The following is a 15,438-nucleotide window of genomic DNA, read 5'->3' as shown; positions in this document are numbered from 1 at the left end:
CCAGTCAGGGTTTTTGGGGTGGTGCCGCAGGCTTACTTCTCTGCGAACGCGCGCTCGATGACGAAGTCGCCAGGGGTGGACGTGTTGCCTTCGTTGAAGCCGCGCGCTTCCAGCATTTCCTTCAGGTCGCGCAGCATGTCGGCGCTGCCGCAGATCATCACGCGGTCTTCATTCGGGTTCAGTTCCGGCACACCGAGGTCCTCGAACAGCTTGCCGCTCTCGATCAGTTCGGTCACGCGGCCCATGTTCTTGTACTCTTCGCGCGTCACGGTCGGGTAGTAGCGCAGCTTGCTCGACACCAGTTCGCCCAGGAACTCGTGGTTGGGCAAATGCTCCACCAGCAGGTCGTGGTAGGCCAGTTCGTCGACCTGGCGCACGCCGTGCACCAGGATCAGCTGGTCGAACTTCTCGTAGATTTCCGGATCGCGCACGATGCTCATGAACGGCGCCAGGCCGGTGCCGGTCGACAGCATGTACAGGCGTTTGCCCGGCAGCAGGTAGTCCGACACCAGGGTGCCGGTCGGCTTGCGGCCGACGATCACGGTGTCGCCAACCTGCAGGTGCTGCAGGCGCGAGGTCAGCGGACCGCCCTGCACCTTGATGCTGAAGAATTCCAGGTGGTCTTCATAGTTCGCGCTGGCGATGCTGTAGGCGCGCAGCAGCGGCTTGCCGTCGACGCGTAAACCTATCATGGTGAAGTGGCCGTTGGAAAAGCGCAAAGCGGGGTCGCGCGTCGTGGTGAAGGAGAACAGGGTGTCCGTCCAGTGATGCACGCTTAAAACGCGCTCCTCGTTCATGTTGCTCATTGGTCTAAATCCCGATTGAAAAATGAATGGCGTAACTGACATTGTAGCGGATGGCAGCGCCTCCTGTCTCGGGGGCGCTGCGACACGATACTTATATGCTTATACGCCGGCCGGCTGTAAACGGCGCTGTTTGCTCCAGTAGCCCACGCCCAGCACCAGCAGCCAGACCGGGATCAGGTAGACCGACAGGCGCAGGTCCGGCGTCAGATACATCACCACCAGGATGCCGGCCAGGAAGGCCAGGCACAGGTAGTTGGTCAGCGGATGGCCCAGGCTGCGGAAGCTGGTGGCCTGGCCGGCGCGCTGCTTTTGCGCGCGGAAGCGCAGGTGGATCCAGCTGATCATGCCCCAGTTGATGATCAGGGCCGAGACCACCAGGCCCATCAGCATGCCGAAGGCCTGCGCCGGCAGGAAGTAGTTGACGGCCACGCAAATGCCGGTCGCCAGCGCGGACACGCCCAGCGCCGCCAGCGGCACGCCGCGCTTGTTGACGATCAGCAGCGAACGCGGCGCGTTGCCCTGCTTGGCCAGGCCGAACAGCATGCGGCTGTTGCAGTACACGCCGCTGTTATACACCGACAGCGCGGCCGTCAGCACCACCACGTTGAGGGCGTTGGCCACCAGATTGCTGTTCAGCGCGTGGAAGATCAGCACGAAGGGGCTGCCGCCGGTGACCACCTTGGTCCACGGGTACAGCGACAGCAGCACGCCCAGCGCGCCGATGTAGAAGATCAGGATGCGGTAGATGGCCTGGTTGGTGGCCTTCGGGATGGTCACCGAGGGATCGTCCGCCTCGGCGGCGGTGATGCCCACCAGTTCCAGCCCGCCGAAGGAGAACATGATGACGGCCATGGCCATCACCAGTCCGCCCAGGCCGTTGGGGAAGAAGCCGCCGTGCCGCCACAGGTTGGCCACGGACGCTTCCGGACCGGCGGCGCCGGACGCCAGCAGGTAGACGCCGAACACGATCATGGCGACGATGGCCACCACCTTGATGATGGCGAACCAGAACTCCATCTCGCCGAAGGCCTTCACGTTGAGCAGGCTGATGGTGTTGATGATCAGGAAGAAGGCCAGCGCCGACACCCAGGTCGGCACGGCCGGCCACCAGTACTGGACATAGATGCCGACCGCGGTCAGCTCGGCCATGCTCACCAATATATACAGCACCCAGTAGTTCCAGCCCGCCACGAAGCCGGCCATGTTGCCGCAATATTTGTCGGCGAAGTAGCTGAAGGAACCGGCCACGGGCTCGTCGACCACCATTTCGCCCAGCTGGCGCATGATCAGGAAGGCGATCACGCCGGCCAGCGCGTAGCCGAGCAGCACCGATGGGCCGGCCATCTGGATGGTTTGCGCGATGCCCAGGAACAGGCCGGTGCCGATGGCGCCGCCCAGCGCGATGAGCTGGATGTGGCGGCTCTTGAGGCCGCGTTTCAGTTCGTTCTTCCCGTCTTCAATCATGTCTCTTGGTCCCTGATCTTTTTTAAAAACGTGCCGATGTGGATAATCATGCAACACGTGGAAGCCAGTGATTCTAAAGCATAGACGGCGCTGCGGGGGAGATCCGGGCCGCCAAAGTCCGCCGTTGCAACAGTGGCCACGCCGTGGGATGATGGGCAATAAAGAAGGAGGCGCGCTTGGACAAGCGTATTTTCATGATGTCGCTGCTGGGCGCGGCTTTGCCCTGGCGGGCCACGGCGCAAGGCTTGCCGGCGCCGCCGGTGCTGCGGCTGGCCGCCAATCCCAATCTGTCGGCGATCGAGCTGCTGAACAACTTCGGCCCCTTCGCGCGCGAGCTGGAGGCCGAGCTGGGCGTGCCGGTGCGGCTGGTGGCTGGGCGCGACTACGAGGACACGCTGCGCCTGCTGCGCGCCGGCCAGGTCGATATTGCGGGCACCGGCGCCTTCGGCTACGTCAGCGCGCGCGACGGCTTCGGCGCCCGCCTGCTGGTGCGCTACATCGAGGACGACGGCGACTCCTACCACGCCATCATTTTCGTGCGCAAGGATTCCGGCATCACGTCGGTGCGCCAGCTGCGCGGCAAGCGCTTCGCCTTCACCGACGTCAAATCGACCTCCGGCTACCTGATGCCGGTGCTGGAGCTGGCGCGCCAGGGCGTGCGACTGGCCGACCTGGGCCGGATCGACCATGTCAAGAAGCAGCCGAACGCGGCGATCGCGGTCTACAACGGCCTGGCCGACGCGGGCGCCATGGCGGACAACCAGCTCACCGAAAAGTATGGCGTCAAGCTCGACGAGCTGCGCATCCTGTGGAGCTCGCCGCCCATCCCGCACGGCGTGTGGATAGCCCGCCCGGACATGGGCGACGCGGAACTGGCGCGCATCACCCAGGCCATCCTGCGCATTTCGCGCAGCCCGCAGGGCAAGAAGGCGCTGGCGACCGCCTCGGTACGCGGCTTCGGCGAAACGCGCGACAGCGATTTTGACGCGGTGCGCGCCGCCAGCAAGCAGTTCGAGCAGCTAGGACTGGGCAAGCGGCCCTAGGCCGGATGCGGTGGCCGTGGCCGTGGCCGCGACAGGCGGCCCGGCCTGCGCGGAGGGCGAGGATTGCTCGCCGCGTTCGACACGTTCCATGCGTGCGCCTTGGCCGGCGCCGTCGGCCAAGCCGGGCGCACAGGCCAGTGTCAACGAGACTGCGGTGCCGATACCGGCCTGGCTGGCGACATGGATCTCGCCTTCCAGCGCGGCGGTGACCACGTTGTGCAGGATGTGCAGGCCCAGCCCGGCATGGCCGGCGCCGCGCCGGGTGGTGTAGAAGGGCTCGAAGATGCGCGGCAGCACGGTGGCGGCGATGCCGCGGCCGTTGTCGCTGACGACCATGGCTGCCCGGCCATCCGGCAATGCGTCCACCCGCACCCGCAGCAGCGGCTCGGCGATGCCGCCCCAGGCGTGGTCCAGCGCATTGTTGACCAGCCCGATCAGCACTTGCGCCACCAGGCCGGGGTAGCTGTCCATCTGCACCTCCTGTGCCACGTCGACCGTCAGCGCCACGCCCTGGCCGCGCAAGGTCTGTTCCACGCCGGCCAGCACGTTGCGCACGTGGGCGCCCAGGCCGAAGCGGCAGCGATGATCCTGCGTGTGGTCGGCCGCCACCAGCTTGAACTTGTCGATCAAGGTGGCGGCCCGGGCGGCGTTGCGCAGCACCACCTCGCTGGCCTTGCTGCCCTCGCTGGCCAGCCGTTCAAACTTGATGCGCGTGAGCTGGCCGCGCGCCAGCGCGTCGGACGCGTCCGTCATCATGTCGTCGAGCGCCGAGGTCATGGTGACGATGTTGCCGATCGGCGTGTTCAGCTCGTGCGCGATGCCTGCCACCAGCTGGCCCAGCGCAGCCAGCTTCTCGGCCTGCACCAGTTGCAGCTGGGTGCTGCGCAGCTGGGCCAGCGAATCCTGCAGGGCGCGGGTGCGCTGATCGAGCTCGCGCTCGGCGGCCTTGCGCGCCGTGATGTCCTGCAGTACCCAGATGCTGCCCTTGGACGGGTCTGCCGGATCGATGGCCTTGCCCTGGAAGCTGCAGTCGATCAGGCTGCCGTCGCGCCGCGCGAACGACGATTCCCCGTAGATGGCCTGGCCGGCCGCGATGGAAGGGTAGAGCTGTTCGCCGAGGCAGCCGTACGCTTCGTCCGACGGATAATAGATGCGGGTGCTGCGGCCCTCCAGCTCTTCGCAGCTGTAGCCCAGCAGATCGGCCCAGCCGCGGTTGCAGCGCAAGATGGTGCGGTCGCGGATGAAGATGATGCCGACGATGGCGTTGTCGAGGATGGTGCGCTGCTCCTGCACGCTGAGCGCAAGCGCGCTGGTGCGCTCCGCGACGCGCTGTTCCAGCGCCGTGTTCAGCGCGTGCAGCGCGTGTTCGCGGTGCTCGACCTCCTGGGCCATGCGGTTGACCGCCCGCGCCAGCCCAGCCACCTCGCCGCCCCCCTGCTCGGACAGCCGTATCGTGTAGTCGCCGTCGCCGATGGCCCGGCTGGCGGCCGCCGCGCGTTCCAGGTGGCGTGTCAGCCAGAAACCGAGCAGGCCCAGCACGAGCACGCTGAGCGCGATCTCGGCCAGCGCGATCAGCAAGCCCTGCCGTACCATCGCTGCGCGCGTGTCGGCCACGATGCGGGTCGACAGGCCGATGCGCATGGTGCCGAGCCGCTCGCCGCCGATGGCGACCGGGCGCTCCGCGCGGTAGACGCCTTCGTCCATCGCCTGGGCCACGCTGGCGCTGGGCGGTGCCAGCGCGGCGCCGCGCGGCAGACCGGCGCGCGCCACTTCGCGCCCGCTGGCCTCGCTCATGCTGACCTGGCTCAGCTCGCGGCTTTCGGCGCCGACGATGGCGTCCAGAAAATCCTGCAGGCCGGAGTAGTCGCGCTCCAGCAGGTAGGGCGCGGCGGCCGCGTTCAGCATGGGCACGGCCTGGGCCAGCGCGGCGGCGACGCTCGCTTGCGCCGCGTTGTCGATCAGCCTCACCGAATTGCCTATCATGACCGTCAGCAGTACGGCTTCGACTGCCACGCTGGCAATCACCACGCGAAAGCGCAACGAGCCCGGCTTGAAATGCTTGAACATGTTCATTGGCTGTCAGATTGTCGGGGCCGCCATTCTAATACGAGTGCCGCAGCCCCCAGCCTACGCCGGTTGGATCGGCGCCGGGCGCACGCGAGCCCAGCGCCGCGACGACGGGATTGGCGTCGTAGTCGTAGCGGCCTTGGGCGCCGTTGCTGATCCTGCTGTAGAACGCAATCAGCATGGTGCGGCGGCTGAAAGTGTAGTGGTACAACAGCGACAGCTGGCGCGCGCCGGTGGCGCCCACCAGGGCTGGCGCGCACTGGCCGCTGTCGGCGGCGCCGCTGCACTTCAGGCGGCCTGCGCGGGTATAGTGCAGCATCGCATCGTGGGGACCGTGCCGCAGCATGGCGCCGACGGTCCAGGCGTCGCGCGCGACGGCGCCGTGGGCGCCGCCGTACAGGCCGCGCGAGCCCAGACGGTCCCAGCCCAGGTTGAGCGCCAGCGCGCCCTGGGTGTAGCGCAGTACGGCCCGGTTTTCCCAGTCGCTGGAGTTGCCCAGCGACTGCTTTTGCTGCGCGTGCCGGTTTTCGTAGGCCCAGCCGGCATACCAGGGCGCGCTGTCGTAGGCCAGGCCGGCGCCTGTGCTGTAGTCGTTCAAACCGCCGGGGCGCGCCTCGCCGGGAGCGTACAGCAGCGTGGCGGCAACGCCCGCCACCGGCGGCGCGGTGTATTGCACGGAATTGGGCAGGCGCGCGTTGAGGCCGGCGTGCAAGCCGTTGAGGGTACTCATCACGCCCATATTGTTGGCGATGGAGGTGCCGCCGGGCACGAAGTTGAGGCGTCCGCCCAGGGCGCGCAGCGGCGTGCTCATGAACCCGGCGCGCACGCTGCCGAGCGGTCCGGACAGGCCGGCGAAGGTGTCGCGCGTATTCAGGCCGCCGATGCCGGTATCGACGCTGTAGCCGCCTTCGATCTGGTAGAAGGCCTGCATGCCGCCGCCGAGCTGCTCGCTGCCGCGCACGCCGAAGCCCGAGCTGTTGCTGCTGACGCGCAGCGCGGAGGCGGGCGGCCCTGCGCGCACGGACTCGAACGTGACGTCCAGCGTGCCGAAGGGCGCCACGCTGTGCTGCGCGTGGCTGCTCGCGCAGACCGCCAGCAGCGCGGCGGCGTTGCGGTAGAAGCGTGCTGAACATTGCATGCCGGGCTCCTCATGCGCCAGCGGCGGACCGTGGCGCTCTGCTTGATGGTAACACCTTGCATACGCGAATAATAGTTTCTTGGAAATTCCGTGCAGCCACGGCGCGGCGGGTAGATCAGCGAGAACCGGCGCGCGCGGCCGCCGGGTGGTCTGCCCGCCATAGCGCACTCAACCGTGGTTAATAGCGAATTGGTATTAACCAAGGCGTCGCATTCCATGCTACTATTTTCAGCACTGTCTAGGACAGACGGTCTACGACCATACTTGCGCCTCGAACCAGCGCAACCCTCCGTGCCTATGCGGCACTTGCCTACCTAGAATGCTCGTAGGCAGCACGAAGGAGACGATAGCGATGAACGGTAGCAACAATGGCGGCAATGGCGGCAATGGCAACAATGGCAGCAATGGCGGCAAAGCGACGCGGACCAGGACCAACCACGTCCTCGCCCGCGTCATTGACGAAGGCATACAGATAGACGCCGTCAAGGGCGCCGCCAACGCCTGGGCCTATCTGATGGCCCATTCGGTCGATCCGCAAACCATACTGCGTGTGTTGTCCAACGCCGCCGCCCGGCGCCGGGAGAGCGGATACGCCAAGCAATTGCGGACGTAAAAAAGCCCCTGCAGGTGATGCAGGGGCTTCGTCTTTGCGGCGCCGCCGCGGGCGGGTCGCTCGCGGATCGTCAGTCGCGGATTTCCAGCGCCCGGTTCAGGCTCAGTGCCGCCAGCGAGCCGACCGCGCCGGACAGCAGGTACAGGCTGACATAAGCAAGGCCGAAGTTGGCCGACAGGCCCAGCGCGACCAGCGGGGCGAAGCCGGCGCCCACCAGCCATGCCAGGTCGGACGTCAAGGCCGCGCCGGTATAGCGGAACTTGGTCTGGAAGTTGGCGGTCACGGCGCCGGCGGCCTGGCCGTAGGACAGACCCAGCAGGCTGAAGCCCACCATCAGGAACACGTTCTGGCCGGTGTCGCCGCCGTCCATCAGCATCGGCACGAAGCCGCTGAACACGGCGATCAGCGCCGCCAGCGCGCCCAGCGTGGTGCGGCGGCCGAAGCGGTCGGCCAGCAGGCCGGAGGCGACGATGCCGCCCGCCGCCAATACCGCGCCCACCATCTGCAACTGCAGGAATGCACTCAGCGAACGGGTCGAATAGATGTTAATCCAGGACAGCGGGAACACCGTGACCAGGTGGAACAGCGCGTAGCTGGCCAGCGCGGCCAGGGCGCCGATCAGCACGTTGCGGCCTTGCGAGCGGGCCAGTTCGACCACGCCGGTCGGCTCCAGTTCGTGCTCGTCGAGCAGCTTCGAGTATTCGGCGGTGGACACCAGGCGCAGGCGGGCGAACAGCGCCACCACGTTGATGGCGAAGGCGACGTAGAAAGGATAGCGCCAGCCCCAGCTCAGGAAGTCCAGCGTGTCCAGTTCGGCCAGCAGGAAGGAGAACAGCCCGGCCGCGATGATGAAGCCGACCGGCGCCCCCAGTTGGCCCAGCATGGCATACCAGCCGCGCTTCTTCTCCGGCGCGTTCAGCGCCAGCAGCGAGGGCAGGCCGTCCCACGAACCGCCTTGGGCAATGCCCTGGCCGATGCGCAGCAGCGAGAGCATGATGATGGCCGTAACGCCCCAGTCCGCGTATTCGGGCAGGAAGGCGATGCCGGCGGTGGAGGTGCCGAGCAGGAAGAGGGCGGCGGTCAGCTTGGCTTCGCGCCCGAGCCGCTTCTGCAGTTCCATGAACAAAATGGAACCTATCGGTCGTGCAATGAAGGCGAAGGCGAAGATGACGAAGGAGTACAGCGTGCCGTCGAGGCGGCTTTCGAAGGGGAAGAAGATTTGCGGGAACACCAGCACTGAGGCGATGGCGTAGACGAAGAAGTCGAAATACTCGGATGCCCGGCCTATCACTACCCCGATGGCTATTTCACCGGGGGCAATATGCCCGTCCCTGGCATTGATGTTACGTGCGCCCTGACTAGTTTGACGCGATGGATGTTCGGCGGGAAGATCGCCGTTGAATGTTATCGTCATGGCCATATTCCTTGTCTCGCATAATAGTTATACAACGGACCGCCCCAGGGTAGGACAAAGTGTCCAATGTCCAAGGCCAGCCGTTATGGTTACAGTACCATGTTATTCATTTTATGTAACGTACATTCCCGCATGAAATCTCCTATGAAACACCGTGGACTGGCTCTTTTGCCACTGTTGTTGCTGGCAGGCTGCAACACCGTGGTGATGAACCCGTCCGGCGACATCGCCGCCCAGCAGGCACGCCTCGTGGTCGTGTCCACTTTGCTGATGCTGCTGATCGTCGTCCCGGTCATCGCCCTGACCCTGTTCTTCGCGTGGAAATACCGCCAGAGCAACACCGAAGCCAAATATGAACCCGACTGGGATCATTCCACCAAGCTCGAGCTGGTGATCTGGGGCGCGCCCCTGCTGATCATCATCGTGCTGGGTCTGCTGACCTGGATCAGCACCCACAAGCTGGACCCCTACCGTCCGCTGTCGCGCATCGACGAACAGCGCCCGCTGGCCGTCGGCGTCAAGCCGCTGGAAGTGCAGGTCGTGGCGCTGGACTGGAAATGGCTGTTCATCTACCCGGAGCAGGGCATCGCGACCGTCAATGAACTGGTGACCCCGGTGGACGTGCCCGTGCGTTACAAGATCACCGCGTCCAACGTCATGAACGCCTTCTACGTGCCCGCCCTGGCCGGCATGATCTACGCGATGCCCAGCATGGAGACGCAGCTGAACGCGGTCATCAACAAGCCCGGCGTGTACGACGGCTTCTCGGCCAACTACAGCGGCGCCGGCTTCTCGCACATGCGCTTCAAGTACCACGGCGTAAGCAATGCCGAGTTCGAGCAGTGGGTCGCCAAGGTCAAGGCCTCGGGCAGCGCCGGCACCGCCGTGCTGGACCGCGCCAACTACCAGGTGCTGGAAAAGCCGAGCGAAAAAGAGCCGGTGCGCTACTACGGCGCCGTGTCGGCCGACCTGTACGACGCGATCCTGAACCGCTGCGTCGGCGACGGCGCGACCTGCATCAACAAGATGATGGCTGACGACATCGTTCGCGCCAAGACCGCGGCCGAGCTGTGCAATACGCCAACCGCGCCCATCGCAACGCCTAATCTTTCCTTGAAGAGCAATAATGCAACACGATACTGATCTCATCTTTGGACGGCTGAGCTGGGAAGCGATTCCCTTCCACGAGCCTATCCTGCTGGCGACCTTCGCCGGCGTCCTGCTGGGCGGCGCCGCGCTGCTCGGCGGCATCTCCTACTTCCGCCTGTGGGGCACCTTGTGGCGCGACTGGATCACCAGCATCGACCACAAGAAGATCGGCATCATGTACATGATACTCGGTCTGGTCATGCTGCTGCGCGGCTTCGCCGACGCGCTGATGATGCGCGCCCAGCAGGCTTTCGCCTTCGGCGACTCGGCCGGCTTCCTGCCGCCGCACCACTACGACCAGGTCTTCACCGCCCACGGCGTGATCATGATCTTCTTCGTGGCCATGCCTTTCGTGACCGGCTTGATGAACTACGTGGTGCCGCTGCAGATCGGCGCGCGCGACGTGGCCTTCCCCTTCCTGAACAACTTCTCCTTCTGGATGACCGCCTTCGGCGCGATCCTGGTGATGGCCTCGCTGTTCGTGGGTGAATTCGCGCGCACCGGCTGGCTGGCGTATCCGCCGCTGTCCGGCATCCTGGCCTCGCCCGACGTCGGCGTCGACTATTACATATGGTCGCTGCAGGTGGCCGGGGTGGGAACGCTGCTGTCCGGCGTCAACCTGGTGGTCACCATCGTCAAAATGCGCGCGCCCGGCATGGACATGATGAAGATGCCGGTGTTCACCTGGACCGCGCTGTGCACCAACGCGCTGATCGTGGCCGTGTTCCCCGTGCTGACCGCCGTGCTGGGCATGCTGTCGCTGGACCGCACCTTCGGCACCAACTTCTTCACCAACGAGCTGGGCGGCAACCCCATGCTGTACGTGAACCTGATCTGGATCTGGGGCCACCCGGAGGTGTACATCCTGGTGCTGCCGGTGTTCGGCGTGTTCTCGGAAATCGTCTCGACCTACTGCGGCAAGCGCCTGTTCGGCTACACCTCCATGGTGTACGCGACCGTCGTGATCACCATCCTGTCCTACCTGGTATGGCTGCACCACTTCTTCACCATGGGCTCCGGCGCCAGCGTGAACTCCTTCTTCGGCATCACGACGATGATCATTTCGATCCCGACCGGCGCCAAGATCTTCAACTGGCTGTTTACCATGTACCGCGGCCGCATCCGCTTCGAAGTGCCGATGCTGTGGACCATCGGTTTCATCATCACCTTCGTCATCGGCGGCATGACCGGCGTGCTGCTGGCCGTCCCCCCGGCCGACTTCGTGCTGCACAACTCGCTGTTCCTGATCGCCCACTTCCACAACGTCATCATCGGCGGCGTGGTGTTCGGCGTGTTCGCGGCCATCAACTACTGGTTCCCGAAGGCGTTCGGCTACAAACTGAACGCATACTGGGGCAAGTGGTCGTTCTGGCTGTGGTTCGTCGGCTTCTACTTCGCCTTCATGCCGCTGTACGTGCTGGGCCTGATGGGCGTGACCCGCCGCATGAGCCATTTCACCGATCCTTCGCTGCAGATCTGGTTCCAGATCGCCGCCGTGGGCGCGGTCATGATCGCCGGCGGCATCGGCGCCATGCTGATGCAATTCTGGGTCTCCTTCCGCGACCGCAAGCAGAACATGGACGTCACCGGCGACCCGTGGAACGGCCGCACGCTGGAATGGTCGACCTCGTCGCCGCCGCCGGACTACAACTTCGCGTTCACGCCCATGGTGCATGACAACGACACCTGGGCCGACATGAAGAAGAACGGCTACCAGCGTCCGCTGACGGACTACGTCGCCATCCACATGCCCAAGAACACCTGGGCCGGTTTCGTGGTCGCGGCCATCAGCGCGGCGGTCGGTTTCGCCCTGATCTGGCAGATGTGGATCGTCGCAGGCGTGGCCTTCGTGGCCATGCTGGCAGCCATCATCACGCACACGTTTAACTACAAACGCGATTACTACATTCCTGCGGACGAAGTCGTCCGTACCGAAAATGCTCGCACCCAACTGCTGAATGCCCATGTCTGACGCTACTTTGAACCCAAGCTCGCGCTACTACGTCCGCGAGCACCATCCGGAAAACGGCACCCTGCTCGGTTTCTGGATCTACCTGATGAGCGATTGCCTGATCTTCGCCGTCCTGTTCGCAACCTACGCCGTGCTGGGCCGCAACTACGCGGGCGGCCCGACCGGCGCCGAGCTGTTCGACCTGAAGCTGGTGGCGCTGAACACCTCGATGCTGCTGCTGTCGTCGATCACCTACGGCTTCGCCATGCTGGAAGCGGGCCGCAAACGCCTGGGCGCCACCATGGGCTGGCTGATCGTCACCGGCCTGTTCGGCGCGGCCTTCATCTCGCTGGAACTGTACGAATTCATGCACCTGCTGCATGAAGGCGCCGGTCCGCAGCGCAGCGCCTTCCTGACCTCGTTCTGGGCGCTGGTGGCCACCCACGGCCTGCACGTGACCTTCGGCATCGTCTGGCTGATCACGCTGCTGTTCCAGCTGAAAAAGCACGGCTTGACGCATGAAAACATGCGCCGCATGACTTGCTTGTCCATGTTTTGGCACTTCCTGGACGTGGTCTGGATCGGCGTGTTCACCTTTGTCTACCTGATGGGAGTACTGCCATGAGCGACCACAATCACCACGGCCATGATGACCACGGCCACGGTCACGACGACCACAACCACGGCAGCCTGAAGTCCTACACCATAGGCTTCATCCTGTCGGTCATCCTGACCGCCATTCCGTTCTGGCTGGTGATGGGCAATGTGTTCGCCAACCCGGCCACCACCGCCTTCACCATCCTCGGCTTCGCGGCCGTGCAGATCGTCGTCCACATGGTCTACTTCCTGCACATGAACGCGAAAGTGGAGGGCGGCTGGTCGCTGCTGGCCATGATGTTCACGCTGATCCTGGTGGTCATCGTCCTGTCGGGCTCGATCTGGGTCATGTACCACATGAACGCCAACATGATGCCAGGCATGGACGCGCATCAGATGCGCAACATGCCATGATGTCCGCGCCGCGCGGACCGGCGGAGTCTTCCGCCGCCACCGCCGCCTCTGTACCGCGCCTGCGATCCGCAGGCCTGCGCTACACGCTGGTGGCCTGCGCGGTGCTGATTGTTGCAGTACTGCTCGCGCTGGGCACGTGGCAAGTCCAGCGCCTGCAATGGAAACTGGCGCTGACGGCGCGCGTCGATGCGCGCGTGCACGCGGCGCCGCTTCCCGCCCCCGGGCCGTCGGCCTGGGCGCACATCTCGGCTGAAGCCGACGAATACCGCCATGTCCACCTGACTGGCACCTTGCTCCCCGAATACGCCACCAAAGTGCAGGCCTCCACCGAGCGTGGCCCTGGCTTCTGGCTGCTCACCCCCCTTTGTGTCACCGGCGGCACCGTCCTCGTCAATCGCGGCTTCGTGCCGCTGACCGCGGCGGCGGGGCTGGATGGCAGCGTGTCCAACGTGGTCCCGGTCGGCACGGACCCCTGCGTGGCCGCCGCGCTGGCCGGCCGCGCCCCGGTGCGCCTGAACGGCCTGCTGCGGGTCAGTGAAACGGGCAAGGGCCCGCTGGGCCTGCGCAGCAACGCGCCTGCGGAAAACCGCTGGTATGGCCGCGACGTCTACGCCATCGCCGCCGCGCGCGGCCTGAACACGGCCCGCGTGGCGCCGTATTTCGTCGATGCCGACGCCGGCCAGTACGTGGCCGACCTGGACGAGGCCGTGCGCCCGTTCGGCGGCATGACAGTTATTTCCTTCCCCAACAACCACTTGGTTTATGCTCTCACCTGGTACGCGCTGGCCGCCATGATGGCCGCCGCGCTGGCGTGGGCGATCCGCGACGAACGCCGCCGCGCGGGTCGTGCAGCGGACGCATAAACCGGGCGAGGGACAATGTCGGGAAAATCAGAACTGCTATCGATAGCCAAGCTGCCGTCCTTCATGGCGGCCGCCAGCGGCGGCCAGGCGGCCGGGCACCAGAACATGCAGGCGCTGATCCAGCTGCGCTGGATCGCCGTGGTCGGCCAGGTCACCACCATCGGCGTCGTGGCCGGGGGCTTCGGCATCAAGCTGCCGCTGGTCTACATGCTCGAAGTGCTGGCCTGCCTGATCGCCTTCAACGTCGCCAGTCAGCTGCGCTGGCATGAAAAATGGGCGGTCTCGAACGGCGAGCTGTTCCTGGCCATGCTGGTCGACGTGGCCAGTCTCACCGCCCAGCTCTACCTGAGCGGCGGCACCTCCAACCCCTTCGTCTATCTCTATCTGCTGCAGGTGATCCTGAGCGCGGTGCTGCTGGAGGCGTGGTCCACCTGGACCATCGTCGCCATCACCAGCGCCTGCCTGGCCGGCCTGGCCGTGTGGTCCAAGCCGATCGCGCTGCCGCTGTTCCACGAACGCGGCTACTTCAGCCTGTATATCCAGGGCATGCTGATCTGCTTCGCGCTGAACGCGGCGCTGCTGGTGGTGTTCATCAGCCGCATCATGAGCAATCTGCGCGCCGGCGACGCGCTGCTGGCCGGCATGCGCCAGCGCGCCGCCGAGGAAGAACACATCGTGCGCATGGGCCTGCTGGCATCGGGCGCCGCGCATGAACTGGGCACGCCGCTGGCCACCTTGTCGGTCATACTGGGCGACTGGCGCCGCATGCCGGAGTTCGGCAAGAACCCCGAACTGCTGGAAGAGATCGGCGAGATGCAGGCGCAACTGGCGCGCTGCAAAGCCATCGTCAGCGGCATATTGCTGTCGGCGGGCGAGGCGCGCGGCGAGTCGTCGACCCGCACCACCATCAACACCTTCCTCGACGAACTGGTGGCCGAATGGCGCCAGAGCCGTCCGGTGGCGTCGCTGGAGTACGACAACCGGATCTCGGACCAGCCCGTGGTGTTCGACTCCGCCCTGAAGCAAATGATATGCAACGTGCTGGACAACGCGCTGGAGGCCTCGCCCGAGTGGGTGCGGCTGGAAGCGACTTGCGAGGCGGACGCGCTGAAACTGCTGGTGACCGACAGCGGGCCCGGCTTCGAGCCGGCCATCCTGGAACAGTTCGGCAAGCCCTACCAGTCCAGCAAGGGACAGGCGGGCAGGGGGCTGGGACTGTTCCTGAGCGTCAACGTGGCGCGCACCCTGGGCGGCAGCGTGTCGGCCAGCAACCGGCCCGAAGGCGGCGCCGCCGTGCTGCTGACCTTGCCGCTGGCGGCGATCGCCGTTGGAGAGGAATAAATGACTGAAGAAGTACGCCTGCTGCTGATTATCGAGGACGATGCGGCTTTCGCGCGCACGCTGGGCCGCTCCTTCGAGCGGCGCGGCTACCAGGTGCTGCTGGCGGCCAGCCTGGAGGAGGCCGAGGCGCTGCTGGAGGACAACTCGCCCGGCTACGCGGTGGTCGACCTGAAACTGAAGAACAACACCTCCGGCCTGTTGTGCGTGCAGATGCTGCACGCGCACGACCCGGACATGCTGATCGTGGTGCTGACCGGTTTCGCCAGCATCAACACGGCGGTGGAGGCGATCAAGCTGGGCGCCTGCCAGTACCTGGCCAAGCCGTCCAACACGGACGACATCGAAGCCGCCTTCGCGCACGTGGCCGGCAGCGCCGACGTGGAGATGACGAACCGCTCGACGTCGATCAAGACGCTGGAGTGGGAGCGCATCCACGAAGTGCTGGCCGAGACCGACTTCAACATCTCCGAAGCCGCGCGCCGGCTCGGCATGCACCGCCGCACCCTCGCGCGCAAGCTGGAAAAGCAAAGAGTGAAGTAGACAAGCCCGTGCGGCCGCGAGCAAGGTGGCGGAGCGGC

At 65.4% G+C, this 15,438-nt stretch carries 14 protein-coding genes; 9 read left to right on the top strand and 5 right to left on the bottom strand.

Annotated elements, in window-relative coordinates; genetic code table 11:
- Nucleotides 1-32: 32 nt before the first annotated feature.
- Both ACSQ8Y_RS09615 and ACSQ8Y_RS09610 read right to left on the bottom strand, forming a co-directional pair.
- A complete protein-coding gene (locus ACSQ8Y_RS09615; RefSeq protein WP_436266226.1) occupies nt 33-806 on the bottom strand; it encodes a ferredoxin--NADP reductase in 774 nt (257 codons plus the stop codon).
- Between the two features lie 99 nt (nt 807-905).
- On the bottom strand, nt 906-2,270 hold the full coding sequence (locus tag ACSQ8Y_RS09610; RefSeq protein WP_436266225.1) for an amino acid permease: 1,365 nt from the start codon (nt 2,268-2,270) through the stop codon (nt 906-908).
- Nucleotides 2,271-2,446: 176 nt separating this feature from the next.
- Between ACSQ8Y_RS09610 and ACSQ8Y_RS09605 the strand changes: the two genes are divergently transcribed.
- On the top strand, nt 2,447-3,313 hold the full coding sequence (locus tag ACSQ8Y_RS09605) for a phosphate/phosphite/phosphonate ABC transporter substrate-binding protein (protein WP_436266224.1): 867 nt from the start codon (nt 2,447-2,449) through the stop codon (nt 3,311-3,313).
- Here ACSQ8Y_RS09605 and ACSQ8Y_RS09600 read toward each other — a convergent pair.
- The gene (locus ACSQ8Y_RS09600) at nt 3,290-5,386 is read right to left on the bottom strand and encodes an ATP-binding protein (protein WP_436266223.1); all 2,097 of its coding nucleotides are present in this window, start codon (nt 5,384-5,386) and stop codon (nt 3,290-3,292) included. The genes ACSQ8Y_RS09605 and ACSQ8Y_RS09600 overlap by 24 nt on opposite strands.
- A 28-nt stretch (nt 5,387-5,414) precedes the next feature.
- Nucleotides 5,415-6,518: a porin gene (locus ACSQ8Y_RS09595; protein ID WP_436266222.1), complete on the bottom strand. Its 1,104-nt coding sequence runs from the start codon at nt 6,516-6,518 to the stop codon at nt 5,415-5,417.
- Between the two features lie 352 nt (nt 6,519-6,870).
- Between ACSQ8Y_RS09595 and ACSQ8Y_RS09590 the strand changes: the two genes are divergently transcribed.
- The gene (locus ACSQ8Y_RS09590) at nt 6,871-7,131 is read left to right on the top strand and encodes a hypothetical protein (protein ID WP_436266221.1); all 261 of its coding nucleotides are present in this window, start codon (nt 6,871-6,873) and stop codon (nt 7,129-7,131) included.
- Nucleotides 7,132-7,201: 70 nt separating this feature from the next.
- Here the strand turns inward: ACSQ8Y_RS09590 and ACSQ8Y_RS09585 are convergent, their stop codons facing one another.
- On the bottom strand, nt 7,202-8,545 hold the full coding sequence (locus tag ACSQ8Y_RS09585) for an MFS transporter (protein ID WP_436266220.1): 1,344 nt from the start codon (nt 8,543-8,545) through the stop codon (nt 7,202-7,204).
- Nucleotides 8,546-8,677: 132 nt separating this feature from the next.
- Between ACSQ8Y_RS09585 and cyoA the strand changes: the two genes are divergently transcribed.
- The 7 genes from cyoA to ACSQ8Y_RS09550 are packed head-to-tail and all read left to right on the top strand — an operon-like array spanning nt 8,678 to nt 15,400.
- Nucleotides 8,678-9,688: a ubiquinol oxidase subunit II gene (gene cyoA / locus ACSQ8Y_RS09580; protein WP_436266219.1), complete on the top strand. Its 1,011-nt coding sequence runs from the start codon at nt 8,678-8,680 to the stop codon at nt 9,686-9,688.
- Nucleotides 9,672-11,666 carry a cytochrome o ubiquinol oxidase subunit I gene (gene cyoB / locus ACSQ8Y_RS09575; RefSeq protein ID WP_436266218.1) on the top strand — a complete coding sequence of 665 codons (1,995 nt, stop codon included), beginning with the start codon at nt 9,672-9,674 and terminating at the stop codon, nt 11,664-11,666. Before cyoA ends, cyoB begins: the two co-directional genes overlap by 17 nt.
- Nucleotides 11,659-12,270 (top strand): cytochrome o ubiquinol oxidase subunit III, encoded by a 612-nt coding sequence (gene cyoC / locus ACSQ8Y_RS09570; protein ID WP_436266217.1) that lies wholly within the window; start codon nt 11,659-11,661, stop codon nt 12,268-12,270. The genes cyoB and cyoC overlap by 8 nt, the downstream gene beginning before the upstream one ends.
- The gene (cyoD, locus tag ACSQ8Y_RS09565) at nt 12,267-12,656 is read left to right on the top strand and encodes a cytochrome o ubiquinol oxidase subunit IV (protein WP_436266216.1); all 390 of its coding nucleotides are present in this window, start codon (nt 12,267-12,269) and stop codon (nt 12,654-12,656) included. Before cyoC ends, cyoD begins: the two co-directional genes overlap by 4 nt.
- Nucleotides 12,653-13,519 carry an SURF1 family protein gene (locus tag ACSQ8Y_RS09560; RefSeq protein WP_436266215.1) on the top strand — a complete coding sequence of 289 codons (867 nt, stop codon included), beginning with the start codon at nt 12,653-12,655 and terminating at the stop codon, nt 13,517-13,519. Before cyoD ends, ACSQ8Y_RS09560 begins: the two co-directional genes overlap by 4 nt.
- A 15-nt stretch (nt 13,520-13,534) precedes the next feature.
- Nucleotides 13,535-14,860 carry an ATP-binding protein gene (locus ACSQ8Y_RS09555; RefSeq protein ID WP_436266214.1) on the top strand — a complete coding sequence of 442 codons (1,326 nt, stop codon included), beginning with the start codon at nt 13,535-13,537 and terminating at the stop codon, nt 14,858-14,860.
- Complete coding sequence (locus ACSQ8Y_RS09550) at nt 14,861-15,400, top strand: response regulator transcription factor (RefSeq protein ID WP_436266213.1); 540 nt, start codon at nt 14,861-14,863, stop codon at nt 15,398-15,400. It abuts the gene before it with no gap.
- Nucleotides 15,401-15,438 lie beyond the last annotated feature (38 nt).

Origin of the sequence: Pseudoduganella sp. LjRoot289 (assembly GCF_964252925.1) — a bacterium.
In the GTDB taxonomy this organism is placed as follows: domain Bacteria; phylum Pseudomonadota; class Gammaproteobacteria; order Burkholderiales; family Burkholderiaceae_D; genus Rugamonas.
Note: the sequence above shows the minus strand (reverse complement) of the source record. Positions and strands in the feature narration are given on the sequence as shown.

Excerpts from the sequence above, each read along its gene's own strand:
- ACSQ8Y_RS09615 (WP_436266226.1), bottom strand. The coding sequence starts at position 806 with ATGAGCAACATGAACGAGGAGCGCGTTTTAAGCGTGCATCACTGGACG.
- ACSQ8Y_RS09610 (WP_436266225.1), bottom strand. The coding sequence starts at position 2,270 with ATGATTGAAGACGGGAAGAACGAACTGAAACGCGGCCTCAAGAGCCGC.
- ACSQ8Y_RS09600 (WP_436266223.1), bottom strand. The coding sequence starts at position 5,386 with ATGAACATGTTCAAGCATTTCAAGCCGGGCTCGTTGCGCTTTCGCGTG.
- ACSQ8Y_RS09595 (WP_436266222.1), bottom strand. The coding sequence starts at position 6,518 with ATGCAATGTTCAGCACGCTTCTACCGCAACGCCGCCGCGCTGCTGGCG.
- ACSQ8Y_RS09590 (WP_436266221.1), top strand. The coding sequence starts at position 6,871 with ATGAACGGTAGCAACAATGGCGGCAATGGCGGCAATGGCAACAATGGC.
- ACSQ8Y_RS09585 (WP_436266220.1), bottom strand. The coding sequence starts at position 8,545 with ATGACGATAACATTCAACGGCGATCTTCCCGCCGAACATCCATCGCGT.
- cyoA (WP_436266219.1), top strand. The coding sequence starts at position 8,678 with ATGAAATCTCCTATGAAACACCGTGGACTGGCTCTTTTGCCACTGTTG.
- cyoB (WP_436266218.1), top strand. The coding sequence starts at position 9,672 with ATGCAACACGATACTGATCTCATCTTTGGACGGCTGAGCTGGGAAGCG.
- cyoC (WP_436266217.1), top strand. The coding sequence starts at position 11,659 with ATGTCTGACGCTACTTTGAACCCAAGCTCGCGCTACTACGTCCGCGAG.
- cyoD (WP_436266216.1), top strand. The coding sequence starts at position 12,267 with ATGAGCGACCACAATCACCACGGCCATGATGACCACGGCCACGGTCAC.
- ACSQ8Y_RS09560 (WP_436266215.1), top strand. The coding sequence starts at position 12,653 with ATGATGTCCGCGCCGCGCGGACCGGCGGAGTCTTCCGCCGCCACCGCC.
- ACSQ8Y_RS09555 (WP_436266214.1), top strand. The coding sequence starts at position 13,535 with ATGTCGGGAAAATCAGAACTGCTATCGATAGCCAAGCTGCCGTCCTTC.
- ACSQ8Y_RS09550 (WP_436266213.1), top strand. The coding sequence starts at position 14,861 with ATGACTGAAGAAGTACGCCTGCTGCTGATTATCGAGGACGATGCGGCT.